This is a genomic window from Nocardiopsis oceani (assembly GCF_054777395.1).
Genome location: NZ_BAAHAR010000024.1, coordinates 81,910 through 106,160, shown reverse-complemented (window position 1 = coordinate 106,160; position 24,251 = coordinate 81,910). Strand labels below are relative to the sequence as shown.

Genomic DNA, 24,251 nt, shown 5'->3' with positions numbered 1-24,251 from the left:
GGGTGTATAGGCAGTTTCCGGGTTCCGCGCGAAACCCCTGGCTGTTAGACATACAGCAGGTCAGAGATGACAGCGTTGGGTTTCGCACGGGACCGGACCGGCATTGGCATGAGAATGCCCCTTTCCGTGCGCACCCCCTGGTGAATCCACAGAAAAGGTGCGCGATGCCCGAGAAGTCAGTGTCCGTCAATGGTCGAAACTACCCGTTCCCCACCGCGCCGACCGTGGTGGTCTGCATCGACGGGAGCGAACCCGATTACCACGAGAAGGCGATCGCCAACGGACGCATGCCCTTTCTGGCCGGCCTCCGGGAGCAGGGCGGGACTTTCCTGAACGCGGAATGCGCCATGCCCTCGTTCACCAACCCCAATAACCTCTCCATCGCCACCGGTGTTCCGCCGTCGGTGCACGGGATCTGCGGCAACTACTTCTTCGACTCGGGCAGCGGCGAGGAAGTGATGATGAACGACCCCTCGCTGCTGCGCGCGCCCACGCTCTTCGCGGCCTTCGCCGACGCCGGGAGGTCCGTCGCGGTCGTGACCGCCAAGGACAAGCTCCGCAGGCTGCTCGGCCAGGGGCTCCAGGGCAAGGGGGTCTGCTTCTCGGCGGAGAAGGCCGACACCGTTACCCTGGCCGACAACGGGATCGAAGGGGCACTCGACCTGGTGGGCAAGCCGCTGCCGTCGGTCTACAGCGCCGACCTCAGTGAGTTCGCGATGGCCGCGGGCACCGCGGTACTCGAACGAGACCGCCCCGACCTCACCTACATCTCCCTCACCGACTACATCCAGCACAAGCACGCACCGGGTTCACCGGTGGCCGACGACTTCTACGCGATGCTCGACGTCTACTTCCGCCGGATCCACGAGCTCGGGACGGTCCTGGTGATCACCGCGGACCACGGGATGAACCGCAAGTCCGACGCCGACGGGGTCCCCAACGTCGTGTACGCGCAGGAACTGCTGGACGGGTGGTACGGCCCCGGAAGCAGCCGCGTCATCCTGCCCATCACCGACCCCTACACCGTGCACCACGGCGCCCTCGGCTCCTTCGCCACCGTGCACCTGAGCGGGGCGGCGGCGCAGGACCCCGCCGGGGTGGCCGCCCGGCTGGCCGAGCTGCCCGGAATCGCCGAGGTGCTGGACCGGGACACCGCCAGCACGGCCTTCGAGCTTCCCGCCGACCGCCTGGGCGACCTCGTGCTGGTCGCCGAGATCGACACCGCGATCGGCACCACGCCGGACCGGCACGACCTGACCCAGCTGGACGAGCCGCTGCGGTCCCACGGCGGGCTCACCGAGCAGAGGGTGCCGTTCATCGTAAACCGTCCGGTGGCCGACCTGCCTCCCGGGCACCGCCTGCGCAATTTCGACGCCTACTGGGTGGCCCTGGACCGGGTGGTGGACGCGGAGGCGGCCGCCGCCGGCTGATCCCAGCACGGTCGCACCCCGGCAGCCGCCCACACCGAAAGGCACTCGCCATGAACAGCGCAACCCCCACGGGCCTCCCTCGCCCCTCGGGACGGACGAACGAACCCGACCACCGTGACCGGACCGCCGACGTCGCCGTGGTCGGCGGGGGCATCGTCGGACTCGCCCACGCGCTGGCCGCGGCCCGGTCCGGAGCCCGGGTCGTCCTCTTCGAACGCGACGAGCACGCGGTGGGTGCCTCCATCCGCAACTTCGGCCTCGTCTGGCCGGTCGGACAGCCCGCGGCACTGTACGAGCGGGCCATGCGCAGCCGGGAGACCTGGTTGGACGTGGCCAAGCGCACCGGCATGTGGTGTGCGGAGAGCGGGTCGCTCCTAGCGGTTCGCTCCCCCGAGGAACAGGCCGTCGTGGAGGAGTTCCTGGACACCTCTCCGCACGCCGTGGAACAGGGCAGCCGGATGATGACGGCCGCCGAAGCCGTCGCCGCCAGTCCCGCCCTGCGCCCGGAGGGACTGCGGGGCGCGCTGTGGAGCCCCACTGAGCTCAACGTGGACCCGCGGACCGCGATCCCGGCCGTGGCGGAACTGCTGGAGCGCGAGTACGGGGTGGTGCTGCGCTTCGGCACAGCGGTCACCGGGATCGACCTGCCCGGGATCGAGACCACGGAGGGTACGTGGCGGGCCGACCGGGTCTTCGTCTGTTCGGGGAGCGATTTCCAGACGCTGTTCCCGAAGTCGTTCGACGGCACCGGCGTCCAGAAGTGCAAACTCCAGATGATGCGCACCGCGGCGCAACCCGAGGGGTGGGCCCTGGGCCCGGCCCTGTGCGCCGGGCTGACCCTGCTGCACTACGACTCCTTTACGCATTGCCCGTCGCTGGCGGCGCTGTGCGCCCGGTTCGACCGCGAACTGCCGGTCCAGCGGGCCGAGGGCGTGCACGTACTCGTCTCCCAGACCGCGGACGGGCGGATCACCATCGGGGACAGCCACGATTACGCGATGACCCACGATCCATTCGAGCGCGAGGAGGTGGACCGCGCCATCCTGGACTACTTCGAGGGCTTCGCAGGGGTCCCGCGGCCGCGCGTCACCGAACGCTGGCACGGCATCTACCCGTCGATCCCCGGCGCACGGGCGGACCTGGTGCACCACCCGGCGCCCGGGGTCACCGTGGTGAACGGCCTGGGCGGCGCGGGAATGACGCTCTCCTTCGGGCTGGCCGCCGAGACCGCGGCCGCCGGCTGATCCCGCCCCGGTCGTGCCGCCCGCCGGGCGACGGCCGGGCCACACGTACCCGCCACCAGCCCGCGGAGCACCGCGGGAAACACGGACAGGAGACAGACCGTGCCCGAACACCCCACCACCGCCGAACACGGCGCCTACGAGGCCGACCCGACGTCCCGGCCGCACCTGCTGGGCAACTTCATCGACGGCAGCTGGCGCCCCGCGGAGAGCGGTGGGGCCCGCACCAACACCTCGCCCGCAGACACCGGCGACCGCATCGGAAAATTCGCCGAGTCCGGCGGGGCCGACGCCGAGGAGGCCGTGGAGGCCGCCGCGCGGGCCTGGCCGGACTGGCGCGGCGCGGGACCGATCGAACGCGCCGACTACCTGCGCCGGGCAGAGGGCCTGTTGCGCGAACGCAAGGAGGTCATCGCCCGCGCGCTCACCCGCGAGCAGGGCAAGCGTGTCCGCGAGGCGCGCGCGGAGGTCGACCGCGCCCTGGCCATCCTCGACTTCACCGCCGGGGAGGCGCGCCGGCTCAACGGGGTCACCACCCCGGCCGAGGAGCCGCGCACGTTCGCGTTCACGTTCCGGCAGCCGATCGGGGTGACCGCGCTCATCACGCCGTGGAACTTCCCGTTGGCCATTCCCATGTGGAAGGTGGCGCCGGCGCTGCTGTCCGGCTGCACGGCCGTCCTGAAACCCTCGCCGCTGACCCCGCTGACCGGGGCCCTGCTCACGGAGGTGTTCGTGGACGCGGGCCTGCCCCCTGGCGTGTTGAACCTGGTCCAGGGCGACCGGGCGGCGGGCGAGGCGCTGGTCGACCATCCGCGGACTGCGGGGGTGTCGTTCACGGGCTCGCTGCCGGTGGGCCGGGAGATCCAGCGTGCCGGGGCCGAACGCCTGCTGCGCACCCAGCTGGAGCTGGGCGGCAAGAACGCGGTGGTGGTGCTGGACGACGCCGACCTGGACAAGGCGGCCGACGCGATCGTGCACGGCGCGTTCGGGCAGTCCGGGCAGCGGTGCAGCGCCACCAGCCGGGTCGTGGTGGACTCCTCGGTCAAGGGCGCGCTCCTGGAGCGGCTGCGCAAGCGCGTGTCGGCGATGCGGGTGGGTCCGGGCCAGGACCCGGACACCGACATCGGACCGGTGATCTCCGCCGCCCAGCGGACGGCCTGCCTGACCGCGGTCGACCGGGCCCGGCAGGCGGGGGCGACGGTGGTGTGCGGGGGCGACCCGCCCGCCGGTCCCCTACCGGAGGGGCACTACGTCGCGCCGACCATCCTGGCCGACGTGGCCTGGGACGCCGAGATCGCGCAGGAGGAGGTCTTCGGGCCGGTGCTCTCGGTGATCGAGTGCTCGGGTTTCGACGAGGCCCTGCGGATCGCCAACTCGGTGCGCTACGGGATGTCGGGGACGGTGTTCACGGCGGACACCGCGCGGATCTTCGAGGCCCTGGACCGGTTCGAGGCGGGGATGCTGCACGTCAACCGCCCCGGGGTGGGTGCCTACGCCCACCTGCCGCACATGGGGTCCAAGCTCTCGCAGTACGGTGCTCCCGAGTGTTCTCCTCAGGTGTGGGACTTCTACACGGAGTGGCGGTCGGCCTGCATCTCCTACTGAGGTCGGGCCCGGTTCCGCCGGCGGCAGAACGGGCGGTCCCGTCGGCGGCGCGGCCCGGCGTGCCGCCGTCGGGGTGAGGGAGGCTGGGGACGGTGGCGCAGTTCAATCCGCACAGGCTGGAAGTGTTCCTCAAGGTCGTGGAGGAGGGCAGCTTCTCGGCCGCGGCACAGCAGCTGTACATGAGCCAGCCTTCGGTGTCCACGCAGGTCAAGAAATTGGAGGCGTCGCTGCGGGCGACGCTCGTCGATCGCTCCGGAGCGCGGATCCGGCCCACCGCCGAGGGGGAGGTGCTGGCCCAGTACGCGCGCCGCCTGCTGCTCCTGAGCCAGGAGGCGGTCACCGCGATCGAGCAGGTCCAGGGGTTGCGGGCGGGGCGGTTGCGGGTGGGCGGCACGACGACGGTCGGCACCTACCTGCTGCCGGCCCTGACGGCGGGCTTCCGCGAGGACTTCCCCGAGGTCGAGTTCGACCTGTTCGTCGGCAACAGCGGGCAGGTGGAGGACGCCCTGCTCAAGGGCGACATCGGGCTGGCCGTAGTGGCCGGAGACCCGTCCGACGGCCGCTTGGTGACCGAGCCGGTGCTCTCGGACCAGCTCCTGCTGTGTGCGGCACCGGGGCACCCTCTCGCCGGGACCGCACACCTGTCGCCCGAGCGGCTGTCCGAGGAACGGTTCCTGGTGCGCGAGCCCGGCTCCTCCACCCGCGAGGAGCAGTGGGCCGCCCTGGAGTCCTGGGGTCTGGCCGGGGCCGCCACAGCCGAGATCTGGGGTGCGGAAACCGCCAAACAGGCGGTGCGGGCGGGGCTCGGGCTCGCCCTGATGTCGGAGCACGCCGTGGCCGGAGACGTCGCCGCGGGGCTGCTCAGTGTGCTGGACGTGCAACCGTCGCGCGAAGGGCGGCCGATCACGGCCTGCCACCGCCGCGACCGCGTCCTGTCGCCGGCCGAGTCCGAGTTCCTGGGTCGCCTGCGGGAACTGCCCGGCTGGCCGAAGTGATCCCTCGGCACCCTTTCCCGCGCCCGTGTCGTCACGTATGGCGGACCTGAACCCTCCGCGGGGCTGAGCAGTGACCGCACCCCAGCCGGCGAAGAACGCGCGAACGGGCCCCGGCCCGAGGTTTGGACGGTGACGGCTTCCAGGACCCTTCCTCTAACCCGCCAGGGCCCGCTTGACCAGGGACGGGACGACTTCGCCGATGGGGTCGTGCAGGACGGCGCCGGCGTAGTCGTCGTAGGGCGTTGGCTCGGCGTTCACGATGAGCAGCGACGCCCGCGCCATCATGGCGACGTCGCACAGTCCGGCCACCGGGTGGACGGTCAGGGAGGTGCCCACCGCCACGAAGACGTCGCACTCGCGGGCGGCCAGGGTGGCCCGTTCGATGACCTCGGGGTCCAGGAGCTGGCCGAAGGAGATGGTGTCGGACTTCTGGATACCGCCGCACTCCACGCAGCGCGGGTCGGACTCCTCGTCGAGCCGGTCCAGCACCGTGGCGCTGGGGGTGCGCAGTCCGCAGGCCATGCACATGACCCGCAGCATGGTGCCGTGCACCTCGATGACCTCGTCCTCGGGTACCCCGGCCCGCTGGTGCAGGCCGTCGATGTTCTGCGTGACGAGCGAGTGCAGCCGCCCGGACGAGGCGAGTTCCGCCAGCGCGCGGTGGGCGGCGTTGGGTTCGGCCTCCCAGACCCGGTGGGCGCGGCGGGCCAGCCACGTCTGGCGGCGCACGTCCACATCGCCCATGTAGGTGTCGATGTCCGACATCGCCTGGGCGTTGGGATTGGTGGTCCAGACCCCGTGCGGGCCGCGGAAGTCCGGGATCCCGGAGTCCGTGGACACTCCCGCGCCGGTCAGGACGGTGATGCGTCGCGCGGACGCCAGTAGTTCAGCGGCCTGTTCGAACCCCTCCGGGTCGGCGAACGGCACGGTGTCGTCGGTCATCGAGGCCATACCCCATTCTTACAGCGGCCGTGGCACGGCTTTGCCCTGGCTTGGCCGGAAGCGACCTTCCGGCGGCCATTCCACACCGTAACCTCGGGAAACGCGTGGGACGCACGGGCGGATAGCCCGACCGATGCACACGAGAAGGGCAAAGGGTGCAAAAATCGACACAATCATGAAGCAGCCCTCCTACATCCTCGTGGTCAACGGGACCAAGGTCCAGCGTCCTGTGTTCGTGCTGGGCGCACCCCACTCCGGGGTTCCGGTGATCGCCCGCGCCCTATCCCGCGCGCCCGGCTTCCACATGGGAGCGGGTTCGCAGGGCGTGCTCAACGCCGTCTACGCCGTGGCCAGGCGCCCGTCCCTGGCGCTGGAGAAGGTCTCGGGAACAGCCAGCCTGCTCCGCGAGGCCTACGCCGAGACCTGGCACCTCACCCCCCTGACCTGTCCACAGTGTCCGGGCCCCGGCGCCCGGATCCCCGCCAACACCGCCGCCGAACCGTGCGAGCACAGCGCCGAAGCACGCCGCTACGGTGACGCCAGCCCCGATCTCCTCTACTCGGCGAGCGCCCTGCACGCCGCGTTCCCGGACGCGCTGTTCATCCAGATCATCCGGGACGGCCGCGACGTCGTGGCGGACATGATGGAGGACGAGCGGTCGCTGGCCTGGCTCAAGCCCAGTTTCATGAAGCTGGAGCACGAGTTCCCCAACCACTTCTTCGGGTTGGAGGAGGAGTCGGACCTGAGCGGCTTCACCGAAGGCTCGACCGCGACCAAGTGCGCGATGCGGTGGCGGGGCGCGGTGCGCATGTCCGCGCGGCTGCGCAGGGAGATCGGGACCGACCAGTTGCTGACCGTGCGCTACGAGGACGTCCACGGCGGTGAGGTCGAGACCGCAGGGCGGCTGCGCGAGTTCACCGGTGCCCGGGTGTCGGCGAGCGAGCTGCTCACGGAGGACTCGTGGGGGGTGGGTTCGTGGCGGGAGCGGTTGAGCCGGAGCAACCACAGCGACGTGCACGAGGTGGCACGCAGCGAGCTCTCCCGCCTGGGCTACCTCTAGGACCCTCGCTCCGGTTCCGGCGGCTGCTCCGAGGACACCGGAATCAGGTGCGGGCCCGCTCCCGGATGTCCGCGGGATCTCCGGCGTCCTCGGAAGCGTCGGCGAAGGCGTTGTCGACGTCCTCCACCAGTTCCCGCGACGCGTACCGTGACAGCTCCGCACTGTCGGGCTCGTCCGGGGCCACCGCCGTGCACTCCAGCTCGACCTGGGCACCGTCCTCCAGGAGTTCGGTGACGCCGACGACCGTCATGGGCGGGTAGTAGCGGCCCATGTGACGCCGGTACACCGATCCCAGAGTCTTGAGGTTGACGCGGTAGACGCTGACCGACGTGGTGTACACACGCATGCTGACCACGTGCACGGGTTCGGCACCCGCGGCACGCAGGGCCTCGACCATGTTGGCGAGGGCCCGGTCGAACTGCTGCACCACCGAATCCCCGGTCAGTACCCCGTCGGAGCGGCGGGAGGTCTGCCCGCCCACGTACACGGTGCGGCCGGGGGTGACCACGAGAGCGTGCGAATACCCCACCGGATCGGTCAGGGTGAGCGGGTTGATGATCTGGTGGGGTGTGTCCATGTCGGCCCTTCCCTGTACCTCGCGCTCAGACCGCTTCGAGCTTGCGCGCCGTGCCCCTGGGAGAGCGCCGCCGGAGTGGGCGGCTAAGATGAGCGCATGATCTCTTCCGTGCTGTCCGTCCTGGCCCTGACCGCGGTGGTCGGGCTTGTCCTCGCGATCTTCGTCGGCGGCGGGGTGTACGCCGCCCGCGTCCGCCGCCACGGCATCGACGCCGTGCTGGCCGGCGCCCGTAAGCACCGCGAACTGCGCTGACCGCGGCCGCGCCGGACCGCTGACGGGTGCGTCCCCAGCGGCGGGCACGCTCTCGTGCGGCTCCGGATCACTCTCCGCCGAAGGTGTCCGGATCGGGACCGAACCGGTGGTCCTCGTTGAGTGCACTGATCCGGGCCATCTCCTCCGCTGCGAGTTCGAACTCGAAGATGTCGAAATTGGAGCGGATCCGATCGGGCGTCACCGACTTGGGGATGACGACGTTGCCGAGCTGGATGTGCCAGCGCAACAGGATCTGGGCAGGGGTGCGTTCGAGTGCCCGGGCCAGCTCCTCGATGAGCGGGTGCGTGAGGAGTTCCCCGTGGCCGAGCGGGCTCCACGCCTCGGTGGCGATGTTGTGCTCGGCGTCGAAGGCGCGGAGCTCTTCCTGGGTGAGCAGCGGATGCAGTTCGATCTGGTTCACCATGGGAGCGATGCCGCCCTCTTCCATGACGCGTTCCAGGTGCGAGCGCTGGAAGTTGCACACGCCGATGGCGCGGACACGGCCCTCCGCATAGAGGCGCTCCATCGCCTTCCACGTGGACACGTAGAGGTCGCTCTGGGGCAGCGGCCAGTGCATGAGGTAGAGGTCCAGTTCTTCCAGGCCCAGGCGTTCCATACTGGCGTCGAAGGCGCGCAGGGTGGACTCGTAGCCTTGGTCCGGGTTGGCGAGCTTGGTGGTGACGAACACGTCCCCCCGCTCCAGGCCCGAACGGCGCAGCGCCTCGCCGACGCCTTCCTCGTTGCCGTAGGCGGCCGCGGTGTCGATACTGCGGTACCCGGCCGCGAGGGCGTGTGAGACCGCCTCCACCACGGCGTCGTCGGGTACCTGCCACACCCCGAAGCCCAACTGCGGGATCCGCACCCCGTTGTTCAGTGTGCTTTCCGGAACCGTCATCGTCCTCATCCCCGTCATCCCCCGATCGGCCCCTCCGGACCGTAGTGGGGCGGCCATCACGTCCTCCCCGTGACCGCTCCGCCCGTGCGGCTTCCCCCCGCCCGCCGTGCTCCGGCTCCCCCACCGGTTGCGCACCGCTGCGCGGGGCGACTGTGTGCATACTGCCATGTCGGACGGGGTCGGGTCCTCAGGCTGCGCCGCTGTTGTGCGCGCTTTTTACCCGGTTGGCCGGACTCGGACACGCCCGAGGGGTGCGCGGTAGGCTGCGCGCGCCGGGGCGGAGTGCCCATCGGCGGCCCAGAAGCGGGCGTGGACCGGACGCGGGCGCGGGCGCGGGAAGGAGGGGGCGGATGGGGCACGAGGAGCGGGCCCGGGTCAGCTCCGAGCTGGAGCGGGAGCGCGCGGCGCACGTGGAGCGGATCGTCGCCGAGGTGTACGCGGAGATCCCCGCCTACCGGGCGCTGCACGGCTCCCAGCTGGCGGAGGTCCGGTCGATCACCGGCTGGTTGGTCACCCGGTCGATGGAGTTGTGGGTGCGCGGCGCCTCCCGGCTGCCGCCCGAGGACGTGGAGCGGTTGAAGGGGATCGGCCGGGCCCGGGCCGCCGACGGGCGTTCGATCGGCGCCGTGGTGCGCGCGCACCGGATCGGGTCGGCCGCCGCGGTGCGCCTCCTCCGTGAGCAGGCGGGCGACAGGCTCGACGCGGCGGACGTGTTCGCCCTGGGCGAACTCTGGTTGACCTCCATCGACCAGATCTCCGAAAGCCTGACGGCGGGCCACGCCGAAGCCGTCGACCGGCTGGACGCGGACCGCGAGCGCGCGCGGCGCGCCCTGCTCGACGACCTGCTCATCGGACGCCAGGCCTCACAAGGCGCCATCCGGGACCGGGCCCGGACCCTGGACATCGCGCCGCCCGACCCCGCAGTGCTGGTGGTCGCCGAGCACGCGCGGGAACCGGCTGAGCGGGTGCGGGCCCTGGCGGAGCACGTGACGGTGTCGGTGGGGTTGGAGCTCTTGGCGGAGGCCGCGCCCGCAGGGGCAGACCCCCTGGTGACCACGCGTTCGGGACGGGTGGTGGTGCTGGTGTCGGCCGAGGACGCCGACCGCGTCGCCGGAGTGCTGGTCAACCGGGGATGGCGCGGGTGTGTGCTCGAACCGCGCGGGTTGAGCGACCTGTCCGCCGCCTACCGACTGGCCGACAGCGCTTTGGAGACCGCGCCCCCGCACGCCCACGGAGAGGACGGCCTGCTGCGGGACGCCGACGTGAGCGTGCTGGCACTGCTCAACGGCGGCGCGATCACCCCGGCCGCGGTGCGCGGTGCAGTGTTGGGGCCGCTGTTGACGCAGGAGCACCGGCACCTCCTGGAGACGCTGCGCGCCTACTTCCGAGCAGGGGCGGCGACCACCGCGGCCGACCTGCTGCACGTCCACGCCCAGACCCTGCGCTACCGGCTGAAGCGGGTGCGGGAACTGACCGGGCACGACCCCCACCGGCCGTGGTCGAGGTTCGTCTTGGAGACGGCCTGCGCGATCGCCGCCTAGGACAGTGCTTAGTAGGGACAGCGCCCCGTAAGGACTGCCCCCGATACAAAGCCTTGCCGACGCATGGGGTTCGGTTTCTCTGCCGACAACGGTCGGTGGAAAAGACTGGCGGGCGGAGCTTGTTCATTACCACCGGAGGGGGAACCAGCCGTGACCACTGCCGACCAGAGTGCGAGCCAGACGCCCAAGCCCCGGAGCAGCCAGCCATGGCTTCACCAGAGGGGTACGGAGATCCAGCAGTTCGGGACGGTCCGCCAGCTCCCGATCGGGCTTTCCTACGACGCCCGGATGTACTCGTGTCAGCGACTCAACCAGGTGCTGTGCGACCTGCGGATCCTGCACGACATGTACAAGAAGCACCACTGGCTGATGCGCGGGCACACCTTCTACCAGCTGCACCTTTTGATGGACAAGCACGCCGACGAGCAGACCGCGCTCATTGACACCGTCGCCGAACGGATCCAGACACTGGGCGGTGTGGCGGTCGGCGACCCGAGGCACGTCGCGGAGATCACCAACATCCCGCGCCCGCCGAACGGGGTCGAGGAGGTTCCGGCGATGCTCTCACGGCTGTTGGAGGCGCACGAGACCGTCCTGGAGGAGGCCCATGACGCGGCCGCGCGCGTCCAGGAGATGGGGGACGACGGCAGCAACGACGTCCTGGTCTCGGACGTGATTCGCACCAACGAGCTCGAGGCCTGGTTCGTGGCCGAGCACCTGGTGGACACCCCGCTGGTCCACAGCTGAGCGGAGTTGTGGAAAGCCGGGCGGGCGGATCATCAATGCCGTCGCGCCCGGCCCTCCGTGAATCCTCCTGCGGACAGACAGGCGCCGATCCGGGCATTGGACATCACACCACCTCATGGTGACAATGGCCACACTTCGATGTCATTGCGCAGGGGTAGCCACTCATGACAGCTCGGGCCCCGTGGCTGGGTGACCAGCCCACCCGCCAGCCCGGATCCGCACCTCCCCCCGCTCGCACTGAGCTGACCGGCCACGGCCCCTGCGGCGCCACGACACCCTCACACACCACACCTGTGGGCGCCACACCTGTGTCCATCACACATTTCCCCAGCACAGTGGCGGACGCCACACTCTTCTGCACCACCCCTGCCAGCAAACGTCCGCCCACGCGATCTCGAGGAGCACCCCCCAATTGAGCGCAGCCATCGCACTGCCGCGCGTCATGCGCATCGGCGCCGGAGCCTCGGCCGAACTGCCCGACGTCCTGACCTCCCTCGGCCTGTCCAATCCGCTGGTGGTGACCGACCCCTTCATCGCCGAACAGCCGTTCCTCCTGGACATGTTGGCCGGCCTGCACGCGGCGGGGTTCACCTCGGGGGTCTTCTCCGAGACCGTGCCCGACCCCACCACGACGGTGGTGGAGGCGGGTAGGCGGGCACTGCACGAGGGCGGCTTCGACTCCCTCGTCGGCGTGGGCGGCGGCAGCCCCATCGACACCGCCAAGGCCGTGGCCCTGTTGGGCGCGCACGGAGGGCGGATGCGCGACTACAAGGCGCCTGTGGTCACCGATGCGCCCGCTCTCCCGGTGATCGCCGTGCCGACGACCTCGGGCAGCGGTTCGGAGTCCACCAGGTTCAGCATCATCACCGACGTGGACAACGACGAGAAGATGCTCTGTGCGGGGCTGGCGCTCCTGCCACGGGCCGCCCTGGTGGACTACGAACTCACCATGGGCATGCCTCGGCGGCTGACCGCGGACACCGGGGTGGACGCGCTGGTGCACGCGATGGAGGCCTACGTCAGTGCCAAGGCCAACCCGTTCACCGACGCCCTGGCCCGCGAGGCGATGCGCACACTCTTCGCAAACCTCCGTGCCGTGCACGCCGCCCCCGGCGACCGCGCGGCCAGGGAGGCCATGATGCTCGGCGCCACCCAAGCCGGGATGGCCTTCTCCAACTCCAGCGTCGCCCTGGTGCACGGGATGAGCAGGCCGGTGGGGGCGCACTTCCACGTCGCCCACGGGCTGTCCAACGCGATGCTGCTGCCCGCGGTCACCGAGTTCTCCGTTCCCGGGGCGCCCGAACGGTACGCCGAGTGCGCCCGGGCCATGGGGGTGGCCGCCCCCGACAGCACTGCCGCCGAAGCCACGTCCGCCCTGATCCGGGAGATGCGTCGGCTCAACGCCGACCTGGGGGTTCCGACCCCGAAGGACTACGGGATCGACGCCGAACGCTGGCGGGAGCTCACCCCGCTGATGGCGCGCCAGGCGCTGAGCTCCGGTTCGCCCGCGAACAACCCCCGGGTCCCCTCGGCCGAACAGATCGAGGAGCTGTACCGGACCGCCTACGCGTAGGCCCCGTCAGCCCCGCTCCCCCGCACGCTCCACTCCCCCGCATGCCCGTTCCCTACCCCAGTCTTCCCTGAACCCCGCTCGCACCACCTGAGGAGAGGTCTCGTCATGCTGAGCATGATCGGCCTGTTGACAGCCCTGACGCTGCTCATCGTTCTGACGCTGCGAGGCGTCAACATCATCATCGCCGCCCTGCTGTGCTCGGTCCTGCTCGCCGTGACCGGCGGGCTGAACCTGGAAACGGCGATGTCGGGCTACTACATGGAAGGGTTCGCGGACTACTTCCGGCAGTGGTTCCTGGTCTTCCTGCTCGGCGCGATCTTCGGCGCGGTCATCCAGGACACCCGCTCGGCCGAGTCCATCGCGGACTGGATCAGCCGCCGCTTGGGTCCCGACTGGGCCCTGTTCGCCGTGGTGGCCGCCTGCGCGGTGATGACCTACGGCGGGGTCAGCCTGTTCGTGGTGGGCTTCACCGTCTACCCGATCGCGGTCTCGCTGTTCCGGGTGGCCGACTACCCGCACCGGTTCATCCCGGCGGCACTGGTCTTCGGCTCCGTCTCGTTCACGATGACCTCTCCGGGGTCACCGGAGATCCAGAACATCATCCCCACCGAGTTCTTCGACACCACACCGACCGCCGGCGGCCCCGTCGGGTGGGTCATCGGCCTGCTCATCATGACGGTCGGCGGCCTGTGGCTGCGCACCCTGCTCCAGCGGGCGGTGCGCAGGGGCGAGCGTTTCGAACTGCCCGTCGCGAGTCCCCTGTACGGCACCAACGGGCAGGAGACGGACGAGAGCGGTCGGCGCGACCTGCCCAATCCGGTGTTCGCCCTCCTCCCCCTCGGCGTGGTTCTGGTGGGGCTCAACGTGTTGTCCCAGATCATGGACGCGAAGACCGCAGTGCTGGTGGCGCTCGTCCTCGGGATCGCCGCCACGTGGGCGCTCAACCTCCGTTTCGTCACCGGCTACTGGAAGCCGCTGGGCGCGGGCACGCAGAACGCCTTGGTCGCCATCGCCAACACCTGTGCTGTGGTGGGTTTCGGCAGCGTGGCCGCGCAGACGCCCGCCTTCGACGCATTCCTCGACTTCCTGACGAACATCGCGGGACCGCCGCTGATCGCGCTGGCCATCTTCGTCTCCGTGATCTGCGGTATCACCGGTTCGGCCTCGGGGGGCCTGGGCATCGCCCTGCCGATCGTGGCACCGGACTACATGGCGCAGGGCGTCAACCCGGGCGAGATGCACCGTGTCTCCACCCTGTCGGCGGGCGGCATCGACTCGCTGCCGCACAACGGTTACGTGGTCACCACCATCCGTGTGATCAGCGGAGAGACGCACATGCGGGCCTACCTGCCGATCTTCCTGGTCAGCACCGTACTGCCGACGGCGGCCCTGGGTCTGGCCGTGGCGCTCTACCTGGTGTTCTGATCACGCTCATCGGCGTTGTCTACCTGGTCGGGCTTCTGCGCTGAGGCCGATCGGAGACGTCCGGACCCCGGGAAACGCGGAGGCCGCGCGTGGTGTCACGCGCGGCCTCCGCGACGGGTTCGGGCCCGGCTGCCGGGCCCACGGGCACCCCGCCCAGCCAGCGGGCACCCCGGCTACTTCGTGATACCCCAGCGCTGGCGCAGGGAGCGGTCCGCCCAGTTGAAGAACACGTCGATCATGATGCCGATGACCAGCACGATGATGATGTAGCTGAGCAGGCGCTCGGCGTCGTTGAGTTGTCGGGCCTGACTCAGTGCCCAGCCGATGGAGTTCTGTTGGTTGATGATGACCAGCAGCTCACCGGCCATCAGGGAACGCCAGGCGAACGCCCAGCCCTGCTTGAGGCCGGTGACGAACATCGGGAGGGCGGCGGGCACGATCAGCAGTGTGTAGCGCTGCACCCCGCGCAGGCCCATGACCTGGCCCGCACGCAGCAGGGAGGGCGATACGTAGTCGATACCGGAGGTCAGTCCGCCCGCGATGGAGGGGGCGGCGCCCAGGATGATCACGAACATGATCGCCGACTCGGTGATGCCGTACAGCAGCATCGCGAACGGGAACCACACGATCGACGGCATGGTCTGCAGGCCGGTGATCAGCGAGCCGATAGCCACCCGCAACACCTTGAACTGCGACACCGCCAGACCGATGACCACACCCACGGCCAAGGCCAGCGCGAAGCCGATGAAGGCCCGGCGCATGGTGACCTGCACGGCCTCCCAGAACTCGGGGGTGGTGACCTCGTGGAACAGGACGGGCAGCACCCGGTCCGGGCCCGGGAACACCCACTCGGACCGCCACTCGGTCCACACGACGGCCTGCCAGGCGAGCAGGACGAGGGCGATCGCGGCGAGCTTGGGCCAGGTGGCCGCCCAAATGCCGCCGATGACCTCCAGAACGCTACGGTCGCTGGTGCCGCGCTTGGGCTGGAGTTCGAGGGCGTCCAGTCCCTGGACCGCGCTGTCGCGGTTCTGGGTGTCAGGCATGGCTGGAGACCTCCTGGCGGAGTCGGTCGGTGATGGCTGCGGCCTGCTCGGCGATCTGGGCCGAGTCGATGCGGCGGGGGCGCTCACCGTCCACCGTGAACTCGTCGATGATCCTGCCCGGGCGGCTGGACAGCAGCACGACCCGGTTGCCCAGGCGGACCGCCTCGCGCACGTTGTGGGTGACGAACAGGATGGTCAGCGACTTCTCCCGCCAGATCCGCTCCACCTCGTCGTGCAGGATGTCGCGGGTCATGGCGTCGAGGGCGCCGAAGGGCTCGTCCATGAGGAGGACGTCGGCGTCCTGCGCCAGCGCGCGGGCCAGGGCCACGCGCTGGCGCATACCGCCGGAGAGCTCGTGGGGGCGCTTGCGCTCGAACCCGGTCAGGCGCACCAGGTCGAGGAGTTCGGACACCCGCTGCTTGCGCTCGGCCTTGGGCACCTTGTTGACCTTCATCGGGATCTCGATGTTGGCGCCCACGGTCAGCCACGGGAAGAGCGCGGCCTCCTGGAACATCATGGCGACGCGGTGGTCGCCCACGTCCACGGCCCCTGTGGTGGGCTCCTCCAACCCGGCGACGAGGGAGAGCAGGGTGCTCTTACCGCAGCCGGAGGCCCCGACGATGGCCAGGAACTCTCCGGTTCCGACGGTGACCGACATGCCGTCGATCGCGGTCACGGCTCCCCTGCCGCGCCCGAAGACCTTGGAGATGTCGTCGATCTCCACGGCGTTCGTGCCGGTGCGGCTCTCGGTGATGGTGGTCATGGGGCCTCTACCCTTCCAGCCCGGCGACCGGCTCTTGTCCGGCCTCGGCCAGGATGTCGTTGAGCGGCTCGAGGGCGTAGATACCGGTGAGGTCGACGGGGTCGAGGAGGCCGATGGCCTCGGCGTGCTGTGCACCGGAGTGCAGCGAGGACGCCACCGGGTCGACCGTGAACGTGAGGTTGTCGAAGGCGGCCTCGGCCACCTGCGGGCTCAGTGTGGAACCGGTGAGTTCGGACAGGTGCGCGGTGGCCGCCTCGCGGCTCTGGCCCGGGTGGTCGTTGAGCCAGTCGACAGAGGCCACGTGTGCTTCGAGCAGGGCATCGACCGCGTCGGGATGCTCCTCCAGGAAGTCGGCGTTGACAATGAGGTTCGTGGTGACGAACAGGCCGTCGGTCTCGGGCCACAGATCGGCCTCGTCGATGAGCAGTTCGGCGCCGTGTTCGACGCGCAGGTCGCTCAGGTGCGGTTCGGGGATCCACGCGCCGTCGATGGTGCCGAGCTGTAGGGAGTTCACGGCCTCCGGGTTCTCCTGCGGAATGATGGACACGTCTCCGCCGCCCGCCGTGTCCACGTCCCATCCCTGCTCTTGGGCGAACCAGCGCAGCGCCACGTCCTGGGTGTTGCCGAGCTGCGGGGAGGCGAGCGTGGAGCCCTGCAGGTCGTCGAGGTCGTCGATGCCAGGGCCCACGACCAGCCCGGCGCCTCCCGCGGTGGAACCGGACAGGACCCTCAGCGCCGAGCCCTCGGACTGTGCCCAGCCGTTGATGGTCGGATTGGGCCCGACGAACGCGGCGTCGACCTCCCCGGAGAACAGTGCGTTGATGGCGTCGGGGCCCGCGTTGAAGGTCTGGGTGTCGAACTCCCGGTCTCCCAGGGCCTCGTCGTAGATCCCGTTCTCCACTCCGGCCATGGCGGGGGCGTGGGTGATGTTCGGGAAGTAGCCGAGGGTGACGCTGGAGTCGTCGGAACCGGCACCGTTCCCGTCGCCCGCGCACGCGGTGGCGACCAGCCCCAAGGCCAGGGCAGCCGCTGCGGCCCTCAACGGGGTCGCGGAAACTCGCATCTCGGAGGTCCTTTTCCGGGTGTCTTTCGGGGTGTCTGCGGAGGGGACGGGGAAAACTCTACTTAAGAAGTAGGTTTTGTGGAAGCACCGCCACCCGCACCCCCCAGCGCGATGACCTGGCCGAACCTGCTCCGCCGCCACCCGGGGTGAGTCTCATACCGTGGGAATCCGCAGTTCACCCGGGGATCGACCGCTTTGTTTCAGCGATCGATGACTACCCTGCGCAGCCGGCGTGACCCTGGGGCGACCTGGGACAACCGACAGTGTGTGACCTAGATCATGAGGATCGGGGGGGCAGCGCCCCGGCCCGGGGGCCGCCGACTCTGCGCCCTACGGGCCGGCGGCCTCCTACAGCCCGTCGACCTCGTCGCGGCCGTCCTCGGCGAGGAGGCCGTTGAGCGGGTCGAGCTCGTAGATGCCGTCCAGGTCGACCGGCTCGAGAAGGTCGACGGCCTCCGCGTGGTCCGCTCCGCCCTGGAGCGAGGGCGCGATCGGATCGAAGGTGAAGGTCACGTTGTCGAAGGCGGAGGCGACCACCTCGGGTTCGAGTTCGCCGCCGGTGAGCTCGGCCAGGTGGTCGATGGCCACCTCCTGCGCTTCCTCGGAGTTCTCGTCGATCCAGTCGATGGTCTCGATGTGGCCGCGCAGGAGGTCCTCCACGACGTCGGGGTGCTCCTCCAGGAAGTCGGCGTTGACGATCAGGTGGGTGGTGACGAAGTCGCCACCGGTCTCCTCCCACAGGTCCTGCTCGTCGATGAGCAGCTCCGCGTCGCCCTCCAGCAGCAGACGGCTCAGGTGGGGCTCGGGCACCCATGCCCCGTCGATCTGCTCCAGCAGGAAGGAGTCGATGATCTCGGAGTTCTCCTGGGGCAGGACGGACAGGTCGCCGCCGCCCTCGGTGTCGACGTCCCAGCCCTGCTCCTGCGCGTACCAACGCAGCGCCACGTCCTGCGTGTTTCCGAGCTGGGGCGTGGACAGGGTCGTGCCCGGCAGGTCCTCGGTGTCGTCGAGCCCCGGCTGCACCACGAGTCCGGCGCCGCCGGAGGTGGAACCCGCGATGATGTGCAGGGCGGTGCCGCCCGACTGCTGCCAGCCGTTGATAGCCGGGTTCGGGCCGATGAAGCTGGCGTCGATCTCCCCGGCGAAGAGCGCGTTGATCACGTCGGGGCCGGCGTTGAAGGTCTCGGTGGCGAGGTCGACGTCGCCGAGGGCCTCGTCGAAGGTGCCGTTCTCCACGCCGACCAGCGCGGGGACGTGGGTGATGTTCGGGAAGTAGCCGAGCGTGAAGGTATCCAGATCACCGGAGCTCCCCTCAGCGTCGGAACCCCCGCAGGCGGTCGCGACCATCCCGGTCGCCAGTACCGCGGCGGCGGTCGACAGCACAGACTTACGCATGCTCATGGGGTTCCTTTGCGGGTGGACAGGGATCCGAACGGCAAAACTCTACTTAATAAGTAGGTTTTGTGGAAGATGGCGCGACCGGGTTTTCTGTGATCCAGAACACTTGACGTGCGGCATGCCGCACGGGTGCGCACGAAAAAGGGCGGTGGAGCCGGGGGAAGGCTCCACCGCCCTGAGGGGGTGGGAGAACGCCGGAGTACGGCGCTCGGGTTTACTCGGGCGGGCCTACTCGGAGATCTCGCCGTCGGCGTCGACCGCCAGGACGACACCCTGCCAGGTGCTCTCGATGTACTCGAGGACCTGCTCGTCGTGGAGCAGTTCGGCGAGCAGCTGGACGCGCTCGTCCTCGGTGTTCTCGTCCAGCGCGACGAGGCCGTTGGCGTACTTCTCGACGTAGTCGTCGCCCTCGGGCTCCCAGGCCAGGGTGTTGGCCTCTTCAGCCAGGTCGGCCTCGATGGCGTAGTTGCCGTTGACGATCGCGGCGTCCACGTCGGAGACCGAACGCGGCAACTGAGCCGCTTCCAGCGGGGTGACGACCAGGTCGTTCGGGTTGTCGGTGATGTCGTTCTCGGTGGCGGTTTCACCGGCCTCCGGGTCGACGGTGATGAGGTCCTCGGCCTCGAGGATGGTGAGCGCGCGGTTGAGGTTGGCCGGGTCGTTCGGGACCGCGATCTCGGCGCCCTCGGGCAGGTCGTCGGCGCTCTCGGCGTCTTCGGCGTACAGGCCCAAGCGCTCGATGTGGACGTCGGTGATGTAGGTGAGGTCGGCGTCGGGACCGCTTTCGGTCCACTCGTTCAGGAACGACCGGTGCTGGAAGTAGTTGGCGTCCAGGTCGTCGTCCACGAGCGCCGCGTTGGGCGCGTTGTAGTCCGCGATCTCCACGATGTCCAGCCCGAGGCCGGCCTCTTCGGCGAGGTTCTCGTCGATGAAGGCGAGGATGTCGCCGTGCGGCACCGGGTTGACGCCGACCCGGAGCGGGCCCTCACCGCCGTCGAAGGCGTCGGAGGTCTCGGGGGCCTGCTCGCTGGGCGCACCGCAGGCGGCGAGGGCCAGGGTGAGGGCGGCCGCGCCAATGAGGGTCGGGGGCGTGCGCATGGTGCACTCCTTCGAGATCGAGGGATGTGGGATCGCGGGGGGAGCATCGAGGCCGGGATGTGGTCCGGCACCGATACGGCCCGAGCACCCGGTTGGGGCACTTCTGAGCTGATCAGAGACTATCCCACCACCTTGGTAGGAATTTCCCGGCCAACCCCGCCGCGAGCGTGGCCTTGACCACAGCCGGAAGAATAACCTACTAATCCGGTAGCTTTTAGCGGGAATTCGACGCATCATGGGTGCATGCTCAGCGCACACACCGCCTCACCCAGAGCCGACAACCGCCCCACTCCGACACCGCGACACCTGCCCCCGACCGCTGTGCCCTCCCCCAGCCCCGAGCCCGCCGAAGGCGACCACTCGCTCCTCGGCGTCCTCCCCCTGCCGGAGAACGGGCGGTACATGCTGGTGTACGGCGTGGTGGTGGACCAACCCCAGGAACCGGCCCGCTCGGCACCCGCGGTCAACGGCACCCTGCTCCTCGACCGGGGCTCCCGACGGGTCTGGGCCCGGGGCACCGAGGTCGAACTCACCTACCAGGAGTACGAGCTCCTGGAGTGCCTGACCTCCTCCCCCGGACGCGCGGTGACCCGGGGTGAATTGATGGAGCGCGTGTGGGGAGCCAGCCGCGACCTGCACTCACGCACCATCGACGTCCACGTCCACCGACTCCGCCGCAAGCTCGGCCCAGCCGGAGACCTCATCGTCACGGTCCGCAAGGTGGGCTACATCTACCAGGGCCCCCGAACCTCCGCCTCTGAGCACCCCGAATGAGCACCGCCCCTACTCGCCCTGGGTCAACTGGCGCATCAGGAGCGCGATGTCCGGGGCGACCCATTCTTCGGCGATCCGCCCGTCACGCATGCGGTACATCTCCAGGCTGGGGAAGCTCACGCGGCGGTGGGTGGCCGCGACCCCTTGGAACGCACCGGAGTGCGTGCCGCTGAGGCGCACCCGGACGGCGACCCGGTCTTCCGAGACGAGCAGGTCCTCGATCTCGACCCGCAGGTCGGGGAAGGCTTCGAGCATGGCCTGAGCACCCGCTTTCCAGGCCTCCCGCCCATGCAGCGGCTCTGCCAGGCCGGGCAGGTTGGCGATGAAGTCCTCCGTCAACAGGTCGTAGACGGCATCCAGGTCTCCGCTCTCCAGGACTGCGTAGGCGTCGCGTAGGAGTACTTCCGCCTGCCGGGTACCGGTCGTCATGCCGGCTCTCCTTTGCTCGACTGTTAAAGTAGTGAACATGGTACATGATGAACCAGGTTCACCATCTTCGGGTGAGGCCCTCGACCGCCTGCTGGCCGTGTCCACCCTCATCTCCGACGACATGTCCGCCGGGCTGGGCGAGATCGGACTCACCCGCGCACGGGCCACGGCCCTGTGGGAGATCGCGCGGCACGGCACCGTCACCCAGCGGCAACTCGCCGACCTGCTGTCCGTCACCCCCCGCAACGTCACCAAGCTGCTCGACGCGTTGCAGCGGGACGGATTCGTCTCCCGCACCAGCGACACCGACGACCGCCGGGCCATCCTGGTCCGGCTCACCGCCCAGGGCGAGGAGAGCACGGCGAGCCTCAAGGAGCAGGCGGCCGCCCTGGCCGACGACCTGTTCGGCGACGTCCCCCCGGACGAACTGGCGTCCTTCGTGCACGCCTTGGACCGCGTAGCCGTCTATTTCGCCGATCCCCCGGAAACGACAGGACCCGCCCCGCCGCTTCCCGAGGGGAGCGGCGCGACGGGTCGGGTGAGGAATGAGGACTGTCCGGCCTAGAACACGAAGTCGCGGAACAGCATGATGGCCATGATCAGGCCGACCGCGAGGTTGAACACCGTGGCGGCGGCGAACACGCCGATCGGGCGCCATCCGGCCTCGCGCAGGGAGCTCAGCTTGAACTCCAGGCCGATGCTGGTGAAGGCGGCGATGAGGAACCAGTCCCGCAGCGCCTGTGCCGTGTCCAGGCCCGCTTGGGCATCCGCGGCGGCGTTGTTGGCCCACAGGGTGGCCACGATCGAGGCGATGAGGAAGCCCAGCACGAACTTGGGGAAGCGGTCCCACAGGGCGCGCAGGCCGGGGCGGCCCTCGGCGGAGCCGCCGCCCGCCGGTGCCACCTTGAAGGCGAAGTAGGCGGTGAGCAGGACCGCGACCACACCCATGAGGACGTTCTGGGTGGACTTGACGATGGAGGCGATCTGCAGCGCCTCCTCGCCCACGATCGCCCCGGACGCGGCCACGGCGGCGGTGGTGTCGATGTTGCCGCCGATCCACGCCCCGGCCTGGGCGTTGTTCAGCCCCATCAACTCGACCAGCCAGGGCAACAGGAAGATGGAAGGGACCGCGAACAGGATGACCAGGCTCGCGGTGTAGGCGAGCTGTTCCTTCTTGGCTTGCACGGCCCCGGCGGCGGCGATCGCGGCACTGACACCGCAGATCGAGACCGAGGAGGCGAGCAGCGCCCGCAGCCGGTCGTCCAGGCCGAGCTTGCCGCCGATCCACCAGGTGAACAGGAACACCGAGGTGACCAGGACGAGGGCCTGGAGGACCGCGGGTCCGGCGGCGCGGATGATGACGTCGAAGAGGACGGTCGAGCCGAGCAGGACCAGGCCGGTCTTGATGAAGAACTCGGTCTTGAAAGCCGGGGCCAGCTGGTCGCGGAGCCCGGTCAGGGACAGGACCAGGTTGCCCGCGAGACCGAGCAGGATCGCGTAGACGGGGTACTCGACCGCTTCGGCGAACCCGGCCCACGCGGTGCCCTCCGCTACTGAGGGGACCCAGGACTCCAGGAACCGGGTGCTCGCCGCCAGGCCGAGGACCACCAGCAGACCGAGGGCGGTCCAGCCCCAGAACGAGCCGCGCGAGGCGGTGGCTTGGGGCTCCTCGGGGGTACCGGTGGCGACCTGGGCCCCGGGGGCGGAATCGGTGGCGCTGTCGCCGCTGGGCGCAGCGGTGGTTTCGGAGGTGCTCTTTTCGTCAGGGGTCTGGTCGCTCACGGGATCAGCCCCACGGGGATGACGCCGAGCAGGGACAGGCCGAGCAGTACGAGGCCGGTGATGGTCGCGGTCCAGTCCTCGTTGAGTCTGAACCTGGAGCGTTCGGGCGTGGGTGTGGAGGGTGCTTCGCTCATGTCCTTCTCGATCTCCGGGCGCCGGAGGCGCCCTGGGGGATGGGGATGGCGGGGTACGGACAACGGCCGCGAGGGTGGGCGACTCATTGTCACCTAAACCTACTTATTTAGTATAGATAGAAGGCGCGGGTAGCACCAGGCCTCGGGCGGCTCAGGGTGGCGCCGCCGGGGCCGGTATGGATCAGGCGAGTGGTGTTACGGCTTGGGCAATGGGACGGGCACTGGGCTGGATGGCGGGCCGGTTGCCGGGTTGAGCGCCGACCCGGCTCAGGCGGCCGGTTCGGTCACCGGCAGGCCGGCCTCGCGCCAAGCCCGGAAACCCCCGACGAGGTCGGTCGCCCGGGGCAGGCCCACCTCCTGGAGCTGCACGGCGGCCAGACTGGAGGCGTAGCCCTCGTTGCAGAACAGCACGACGTGCAGATGCTCCGAGTCGGCCTCGGGCACCCGGTCGGGACTGGTGGGGTCCAGCCGCCATTCCAGGACGTTGCGGTCGATGACCAGGGCGCCGGGGATCTCCCCTTCGGCCGCGCGGTTGACGACCGGCCGGGTGTCGACCAGCAGGGCGCCGTCGCGCTGGGCGCGCAGGGCCTCGCCCGGGGTGAGGCGTTCCAGGTGGGCGCGCTTGCTGTTGAGCACCCGCTCGATGGCGCTCATCGGGTCGCCCCCTCGGCGGCCGGCACGTCGTCCAGGGTGGGGACGTCGGGTTCGGGGTCGGTGGTGAGAATGCTGCCGGTACGGCGGAGCGCGTTCTCACCGGTGACCTCGTAGTAGTGCATGGCGGTCAGCGGCGGCGAGTAGGCGTGGACGCTCACGGCGGGGCGGTCCGAGGTGTTGGTGACGTCGTGCACGTGGCCGAGCGGGAACCGGCCGCCGCCGCGTTCGGCGAGGGTGCGCTCGCGCAGCCCGGCATCCCAGTAGTGCTCGACCAGTTCGCCGGTGACGACGGTCAGGGCGCCGAGGGAGCCCGCGTGGTCGTGCAGCCGGGTGGACTGGTCGGGGGTCCAGGAGATGAGCCAGACGTCGGTGTAGTCGTCCGAGTGCAGACGGACGGACCACCGGTTCTCGGCGTCGAAGTGGATTTCGTGGAGTCCCTGGCGGACCTCCTCGGCGACCTTCGCGGTCAACTCGGACAGACGGTCCAAGGTGAGCGGGGTCGGCGCGACGGCGGGCGCGGCGATGTCGTTGACGGTCATGGGCTCTCTTGCTCTCCGGGTGGTGTCGGTGGTCGTGCGGGAAGCGTGATCACCGACAGCGCTCGTCGTAGACGAACGGCCGCCGCCAGGGCCGAAGGTGTGATGATGCGCTGACTGCCATGCCCATCAGTAAACCATATTCCCTACAGGTTTAGTCGGTAGTCCGGCGCCGACACACGTCACACCCGCAACGACACCCGGCCCGGCCCCCGCCAGAAGCCCGCCCCATAAGCCCTCTCCAACCCCTCGGACGAGCGCGTGTTTCCACGCGGCAAACGCGACTCATCA

The 24,251-nt window shown here is 69.8% G+C and carries 25 protein-coding genes; 12 read left to right on the top strand and 13 right to left on the bottom strand.

All coding sequences use genetic code 11. The features are described 5' to 3' along the window. Window positions 1–164: 164 nt before the first annotated feature. The 4 genes from phnA (at window position 165) to ACYVDG_RS16000 (ending at window position 5,271) form a co-directional block, all read left to right on the top strand. Entirely contained in the window at window positions 165–1,430 is a 1,266-nt protein-coding gene (gene phnA / locus ACYVDG_RS16015; protein ID WP_460752445.1) for a phosphonoacetate hydrolase, read from the top strand. Window positions 1,431–1,480: 50 nt separating this feature from the next. Beyond that, on the top strand, window positions 1,481–2,674 hold the full coding sequence (locus ACYVDG_RS16010) for a TIGR03364 family FAD-dependent oxidoreductase (RefSeq protein WP_460752442.1): 1,194 nt from the start codon (window positions 1,481–1,483) through the stop codon (window positions 2,672–2,674). 99 nt (window positions 2,675–2,773) lie between these two features. Next, the gene (locus ACYVDG_RS16005) at window positions 2,774–4,276 is read left to right on the top strand and encodes an aldehyde dehydrogenase family protein (protein ID WP_460752439.1); all 1,503 of its coding nucleotides are present in this window, start codon (window positions 2,774–2,776) and stop codon (window positions 4,274–4,276) included. Window positions 4,277–4,368: 92 nt separating this feature from the next. Further along, complete coding sequence (locus ACYVDG_RS16000) at window positions 4,369–5,271, top strand: LysR family transcriptional regulator (RefSeq protein ID WP_460752435.1); 903 nt, start codon at window positions 4,369–4,371, stop codon at window positions 5,269–5,271. 153 nt (window positions 5,272–5,424) lie between these two features. Here ACYVDG_RS16000 and ACYVDG_RS15995 read toward each other — a convergent pair whose 3' ends face one another. Beyond that, window positions 5,425–6,222, bottom strand: a complete 798-nt coding sequence (locus ACYVDG_RS15995) for an SIR2 family NAD-dependent protein deacylase (RefSeq protein WP_460752432.1) — start codon at window positions 6,220–6,222, stop codon at window positions 5,425–5,427. 166 nt (window positions 6,223–6,388) lie between these two features. Between ACYVDG_RS15995 and ACYVDG_RS15990 the strand changes: the two genes are divergently transcribed. Further along, entirely contained in the window at window positions 6,389–7,273 is an 885-nt protein-coding gene (locus ACYVDG_RS15990) for a sulfotransferase family protein (protein ID WP_460752428.1), read from the top strand. A gap of 43 nt (window positions 7,274–7,316) precedes the next feature. Here ACYVDG_RS15990 and ACYVDG_RS15985 read toward each other — a convergent pair whose 3' ends face one another. Further along, window positions 7,317–7,850 carry a RidA family protein gene (locus ACYVDG_RS15985; protein ID WP_460752425.1) on the bottom strand — a complete coding sequence of 178 codons (534 nt, stop codon included), beginning with the start codon at window positions 7,848–7,850 and terminating at the stop codon, window positions 7,317–7,319. A gap of 96 nt (window positions 7,851–7,946) precedes the next feature. Here ACYVDG_RS15985 and ACYVDG_RS15980 point away from each other — a divergent pair, with 96 nt between their 5' ends. Continuing rightward, window positions 7,947–8,102 carry a hypothetical protein gene (locus tag ACYVDG_RS15980; protein WP_460752422.1) on the top strand — a complete coding sequence of 52 codons (156 nt, stop codon included), beginning with the start codon at window positions 7,947–7,949 and terminating at the stop codon, window positions 8,100–8,102. Between the two features lie 67 nt (window positions 8,103–8,169). Here the strand turns inward: ACYVDG_RS15980 and ACYVDG_RS15975 are convergent, their stop codons facing one another. Then, window positions 8,170–8,997 (bottom strand): aldo/keto reductase, encoded by an 828-nt coding sequence (locus ACYVDG_RS15975; protein ID WP_460752419.1) that lies wholly within the window; start codon window positions 8,995–8,997, stop codon window positions 8,170–8,172. Between the two features lie 350 nt (window positions 8,998–9,347). On the opposite strand from ACYVDG_RS15975, the gene ACYVDG_RS15970 reads away from it, so the two are divergent. The 4 genes from ACYVDG_RS15970 to ACYVDG_RS15955 all read left to right on the top strand — a co-directional run bounded on the left by ACYVDG_RS15970 (window position 9,348) and on the right by ACYVDG_RS15955 (window position 14,283). Continuing rightward, a complete protein-coding gene (locus ACYVDG_RS15970; RefSeq protein WP_460752415.1) occupies window positions 9,348–10,538 on the top strand; it encodes a PucR family transcriptional regulator in 1,191 nt (396 codons plus the stop codon). A 150-nt stretch (window positions 10,539–10,688) separates the two neighbouring features. After that, on the top strand, window positions 10,689–11,285 hold the full coding sequence (locus ACYVDG_RS15965; protein ID WP_460752412.1) for a Dps family protein: 597 nt from the start codon (window positions 10,689–10,691) through the stop codon (window positions 11,283–11,285). Between the two features lie 412 nt (window positions 11,286–11,697). After that, window positions 11,698–12,858, top strand: a complete 1,161-nt coding sequence (locus tag ACYVDG_RS15960; protein ID WP_460752409.1) for an iron-containing alcohol dehydrogenase — start codon at window positions 11,698–11,700, stop codon at window positions 12,856–12,858. A gap of 105 nt (window positions 12,859–12,963) precedes the next feature. Next, window positions 12,964–14,283: a GntP family permease gene (locus tag ACYVDG_RS15955; RefSeq protein WP_460752406.1), complete on the top strand. Its 1,320-nt coding sequence runs from the start codon at window positions 12,964–12,966 to the stop codon at window positions 14,281–14,283. Between the two features lie 173 nt (window positions 14,284–14,456). Here the strand turns inward: ACYVDG_RS15955 and ACYVDG_RS15950 are convergent, their stop codons facing one another. The 5 genes from ACYVDG_RS15950 to ACYVDG_RS15930 all read right to left on the bottom strand — a co-directional run bounded on the left by ACYVDG_RS15950 (window position 14,457) and on the right by ACYVDG_RS15930 (window position 19,651). Next, entirely contained in the window at window positions 14,457–15,329 is an 873-nt protein-coding gene (locus ACYVDG_RS15950) for an ABC transporter permease (RefSeq protein ID WP_460752402.1), read from the bottom strand. Beyond that, window positions 15,322–16,092 (bottom strand): ABC transporter ATP-binding protein, encoded by a 771-nt coding sequence (locus ACYVDG_RS15945; RefSeq protein ID WP_460752399.1) that lies wholly within the window; start codon window positions 16,090–16,092, stop codon window positions 15,322–15,324. Before ACYVDG_RS15945 ends, ACYVDG_RS15950 begins: the two co-directional genes overlap by 8 nt. Before the next feature lie 7 nt (window positions 16,093–16,099). Next, window positions 16,100–17,155 (bottom strand): ABC transporter substrate-binding protein, encoded by a 1,056-nt coding sequence (locus ACYVDG_RS15940; RefSeq protein WP_460752396.1) that lies wholly within the window; start codon window positions 17,153–17,155, stop codon window positions 16,100–16,102. Window positions 17,156–17,503: 348 nt separating this feature from the next. Beyond that, complete coding sequence (locus tag ACYVDG_RS15935) at window positions 17,504–18,556, bottom strand: ABC transporter substrate-binding protein (RefSeq protein WP_460752393.1); 1,053 nt, start codon at window positions 18,554–18,556, stop codon at window positions 17,504–17,506. 225 nt (window positions 18,557–18,781) lie between these two features. Further along, window positions 18,782–19,651 (bottom strand): MetQ/NlpA family ABC transporter substrate-binding protein, encoded by an 870-nt coding sequence (locus ACYVDG_RS15930; protein WP_460752390.1) that lies wholly within the window; start codon window positions 19,649–19,651, stop codon window positions 18,782–18,784. Between the two features lie 243 nt (window positions 19,652–19,894). Here ACYVDG_RS15930 and ACYVDG_RS15925 point away from each other — a divergent pair, with 243 nt between their 5' ends. Then, window positions 19,895–20,425 carry a winged helix-turn-helix domain-containing protein gene (locus ACYVDG_RS15925; RefSeq protein WP_460752385.1) on the top strand — a complete coding sequence of 177 codons (531 nt, stop codon included), beginning with the start codon at window positions 19,895–19,897 and terminating at the stop codon, window positions 20,423–20,425. 9 nt (window positions 20,426–20,434) lie between these two features. Here ACYVDG_RS15925 and ACYVDG_RS15920 read toward each other — a convergent pair whose 3' ends face one another. Beyond that, window positions 20,435–20,854 carry an ester cyclase gene (locus tag ACYVDG_RS15920; protein WP_460752382.1) on the bottom strand — a complete coding sequence of 140 codons (420 nt, stop codon included), beginning with the start codon at window positions 20,852–20,854 and terminating at the stop codon, window positions 20,435–20,437. Between the two features lie 37 nt (window positions 20,855–20,891). Here ACYVDG_RS15920 and ACYVDG_RS15915 point away from each other — a divergent pair, with 37 nt between their 5' ends. Next, window positions 20,892–21,419, top strand: a complete 528-nt coding sequence (locus tag ACYVDG_RS15915) for a MarR family winged helix-turn-helix transcriptional regulator (RefSeq protein ID WP_460752379.1) — start codon at window positions 20,892–20,894, stop codon at window positions 21,417–21,419. Here ACYVDG_RS15915 and ACYVDG_RS15910 read toward each other — a convergent pair. From ACYVDG_RS15910 to ACYVDG_RS15895, 4 genes are all read right to left on the bottom strand, one after another. After that, window positions 21,416–22,636 carry a YeiH family protein gene (locus tag ACYVDG_RS15910; RefSeq protein ID WP_460752376.1) on the bottom strand — a complete coding sequence of 407 codons (1,221 nt, stop codon included), beginning with the start codon at window positions 22,634–22,636 and terminating at the stop codon, window positions 21,416–21,418. The two genes, ACYVDG_RS15915 and ACYVDG_RS15910, sit on opposite strands and share 4 nt — an antisense overlap. Beyond that, window positions 22,633–22,770 (bottom strand): hypothetical protein, encoded by a 138-nt coding sequence (locus tag ACYVDG_RS15905; protein ID WP_460752373.1) that lies wholly within the window; start codon window positions 22,768–22,770, stop codon window positions 22,633–22,635. Before ACYVDG_RS15905 ends, ACYVDG_RS15910 begins: the two co-directional genes overlap by 4 nt. Window positions 22,771–23,037: 267 nt before the next feature. Continuing rightward, the gene (locus ACYVDG_RS15900; RefSeq protein WP_460752370.1) at window positions 23,038–23,424 is read right to left on the bottom strand and encodes a rhodanese-like domain-containing protein; all 387 of its coding nucleotides are present in this window, start codon (window positions 23,422–23,424) and stop codon (window positions 23,038–23,040) included. Continuing rightward, window positions 23,421–23,963, bottom strand: coding sequence for a cysteine dioxygenase (locus tag ACYVDG_RS15895; protein WP_460752366.1), 543 nt, complete (start codon window positions 23,961–23,963; stop codon window positions 23,421–23,423). Before ACYVDG_RS15895 ends, ACYVDG_RS15900 begins: the two co-directional genes overlap by 4 nt. Window positions 23,964–24,251 lie beyond the last annotated feature (288 nt).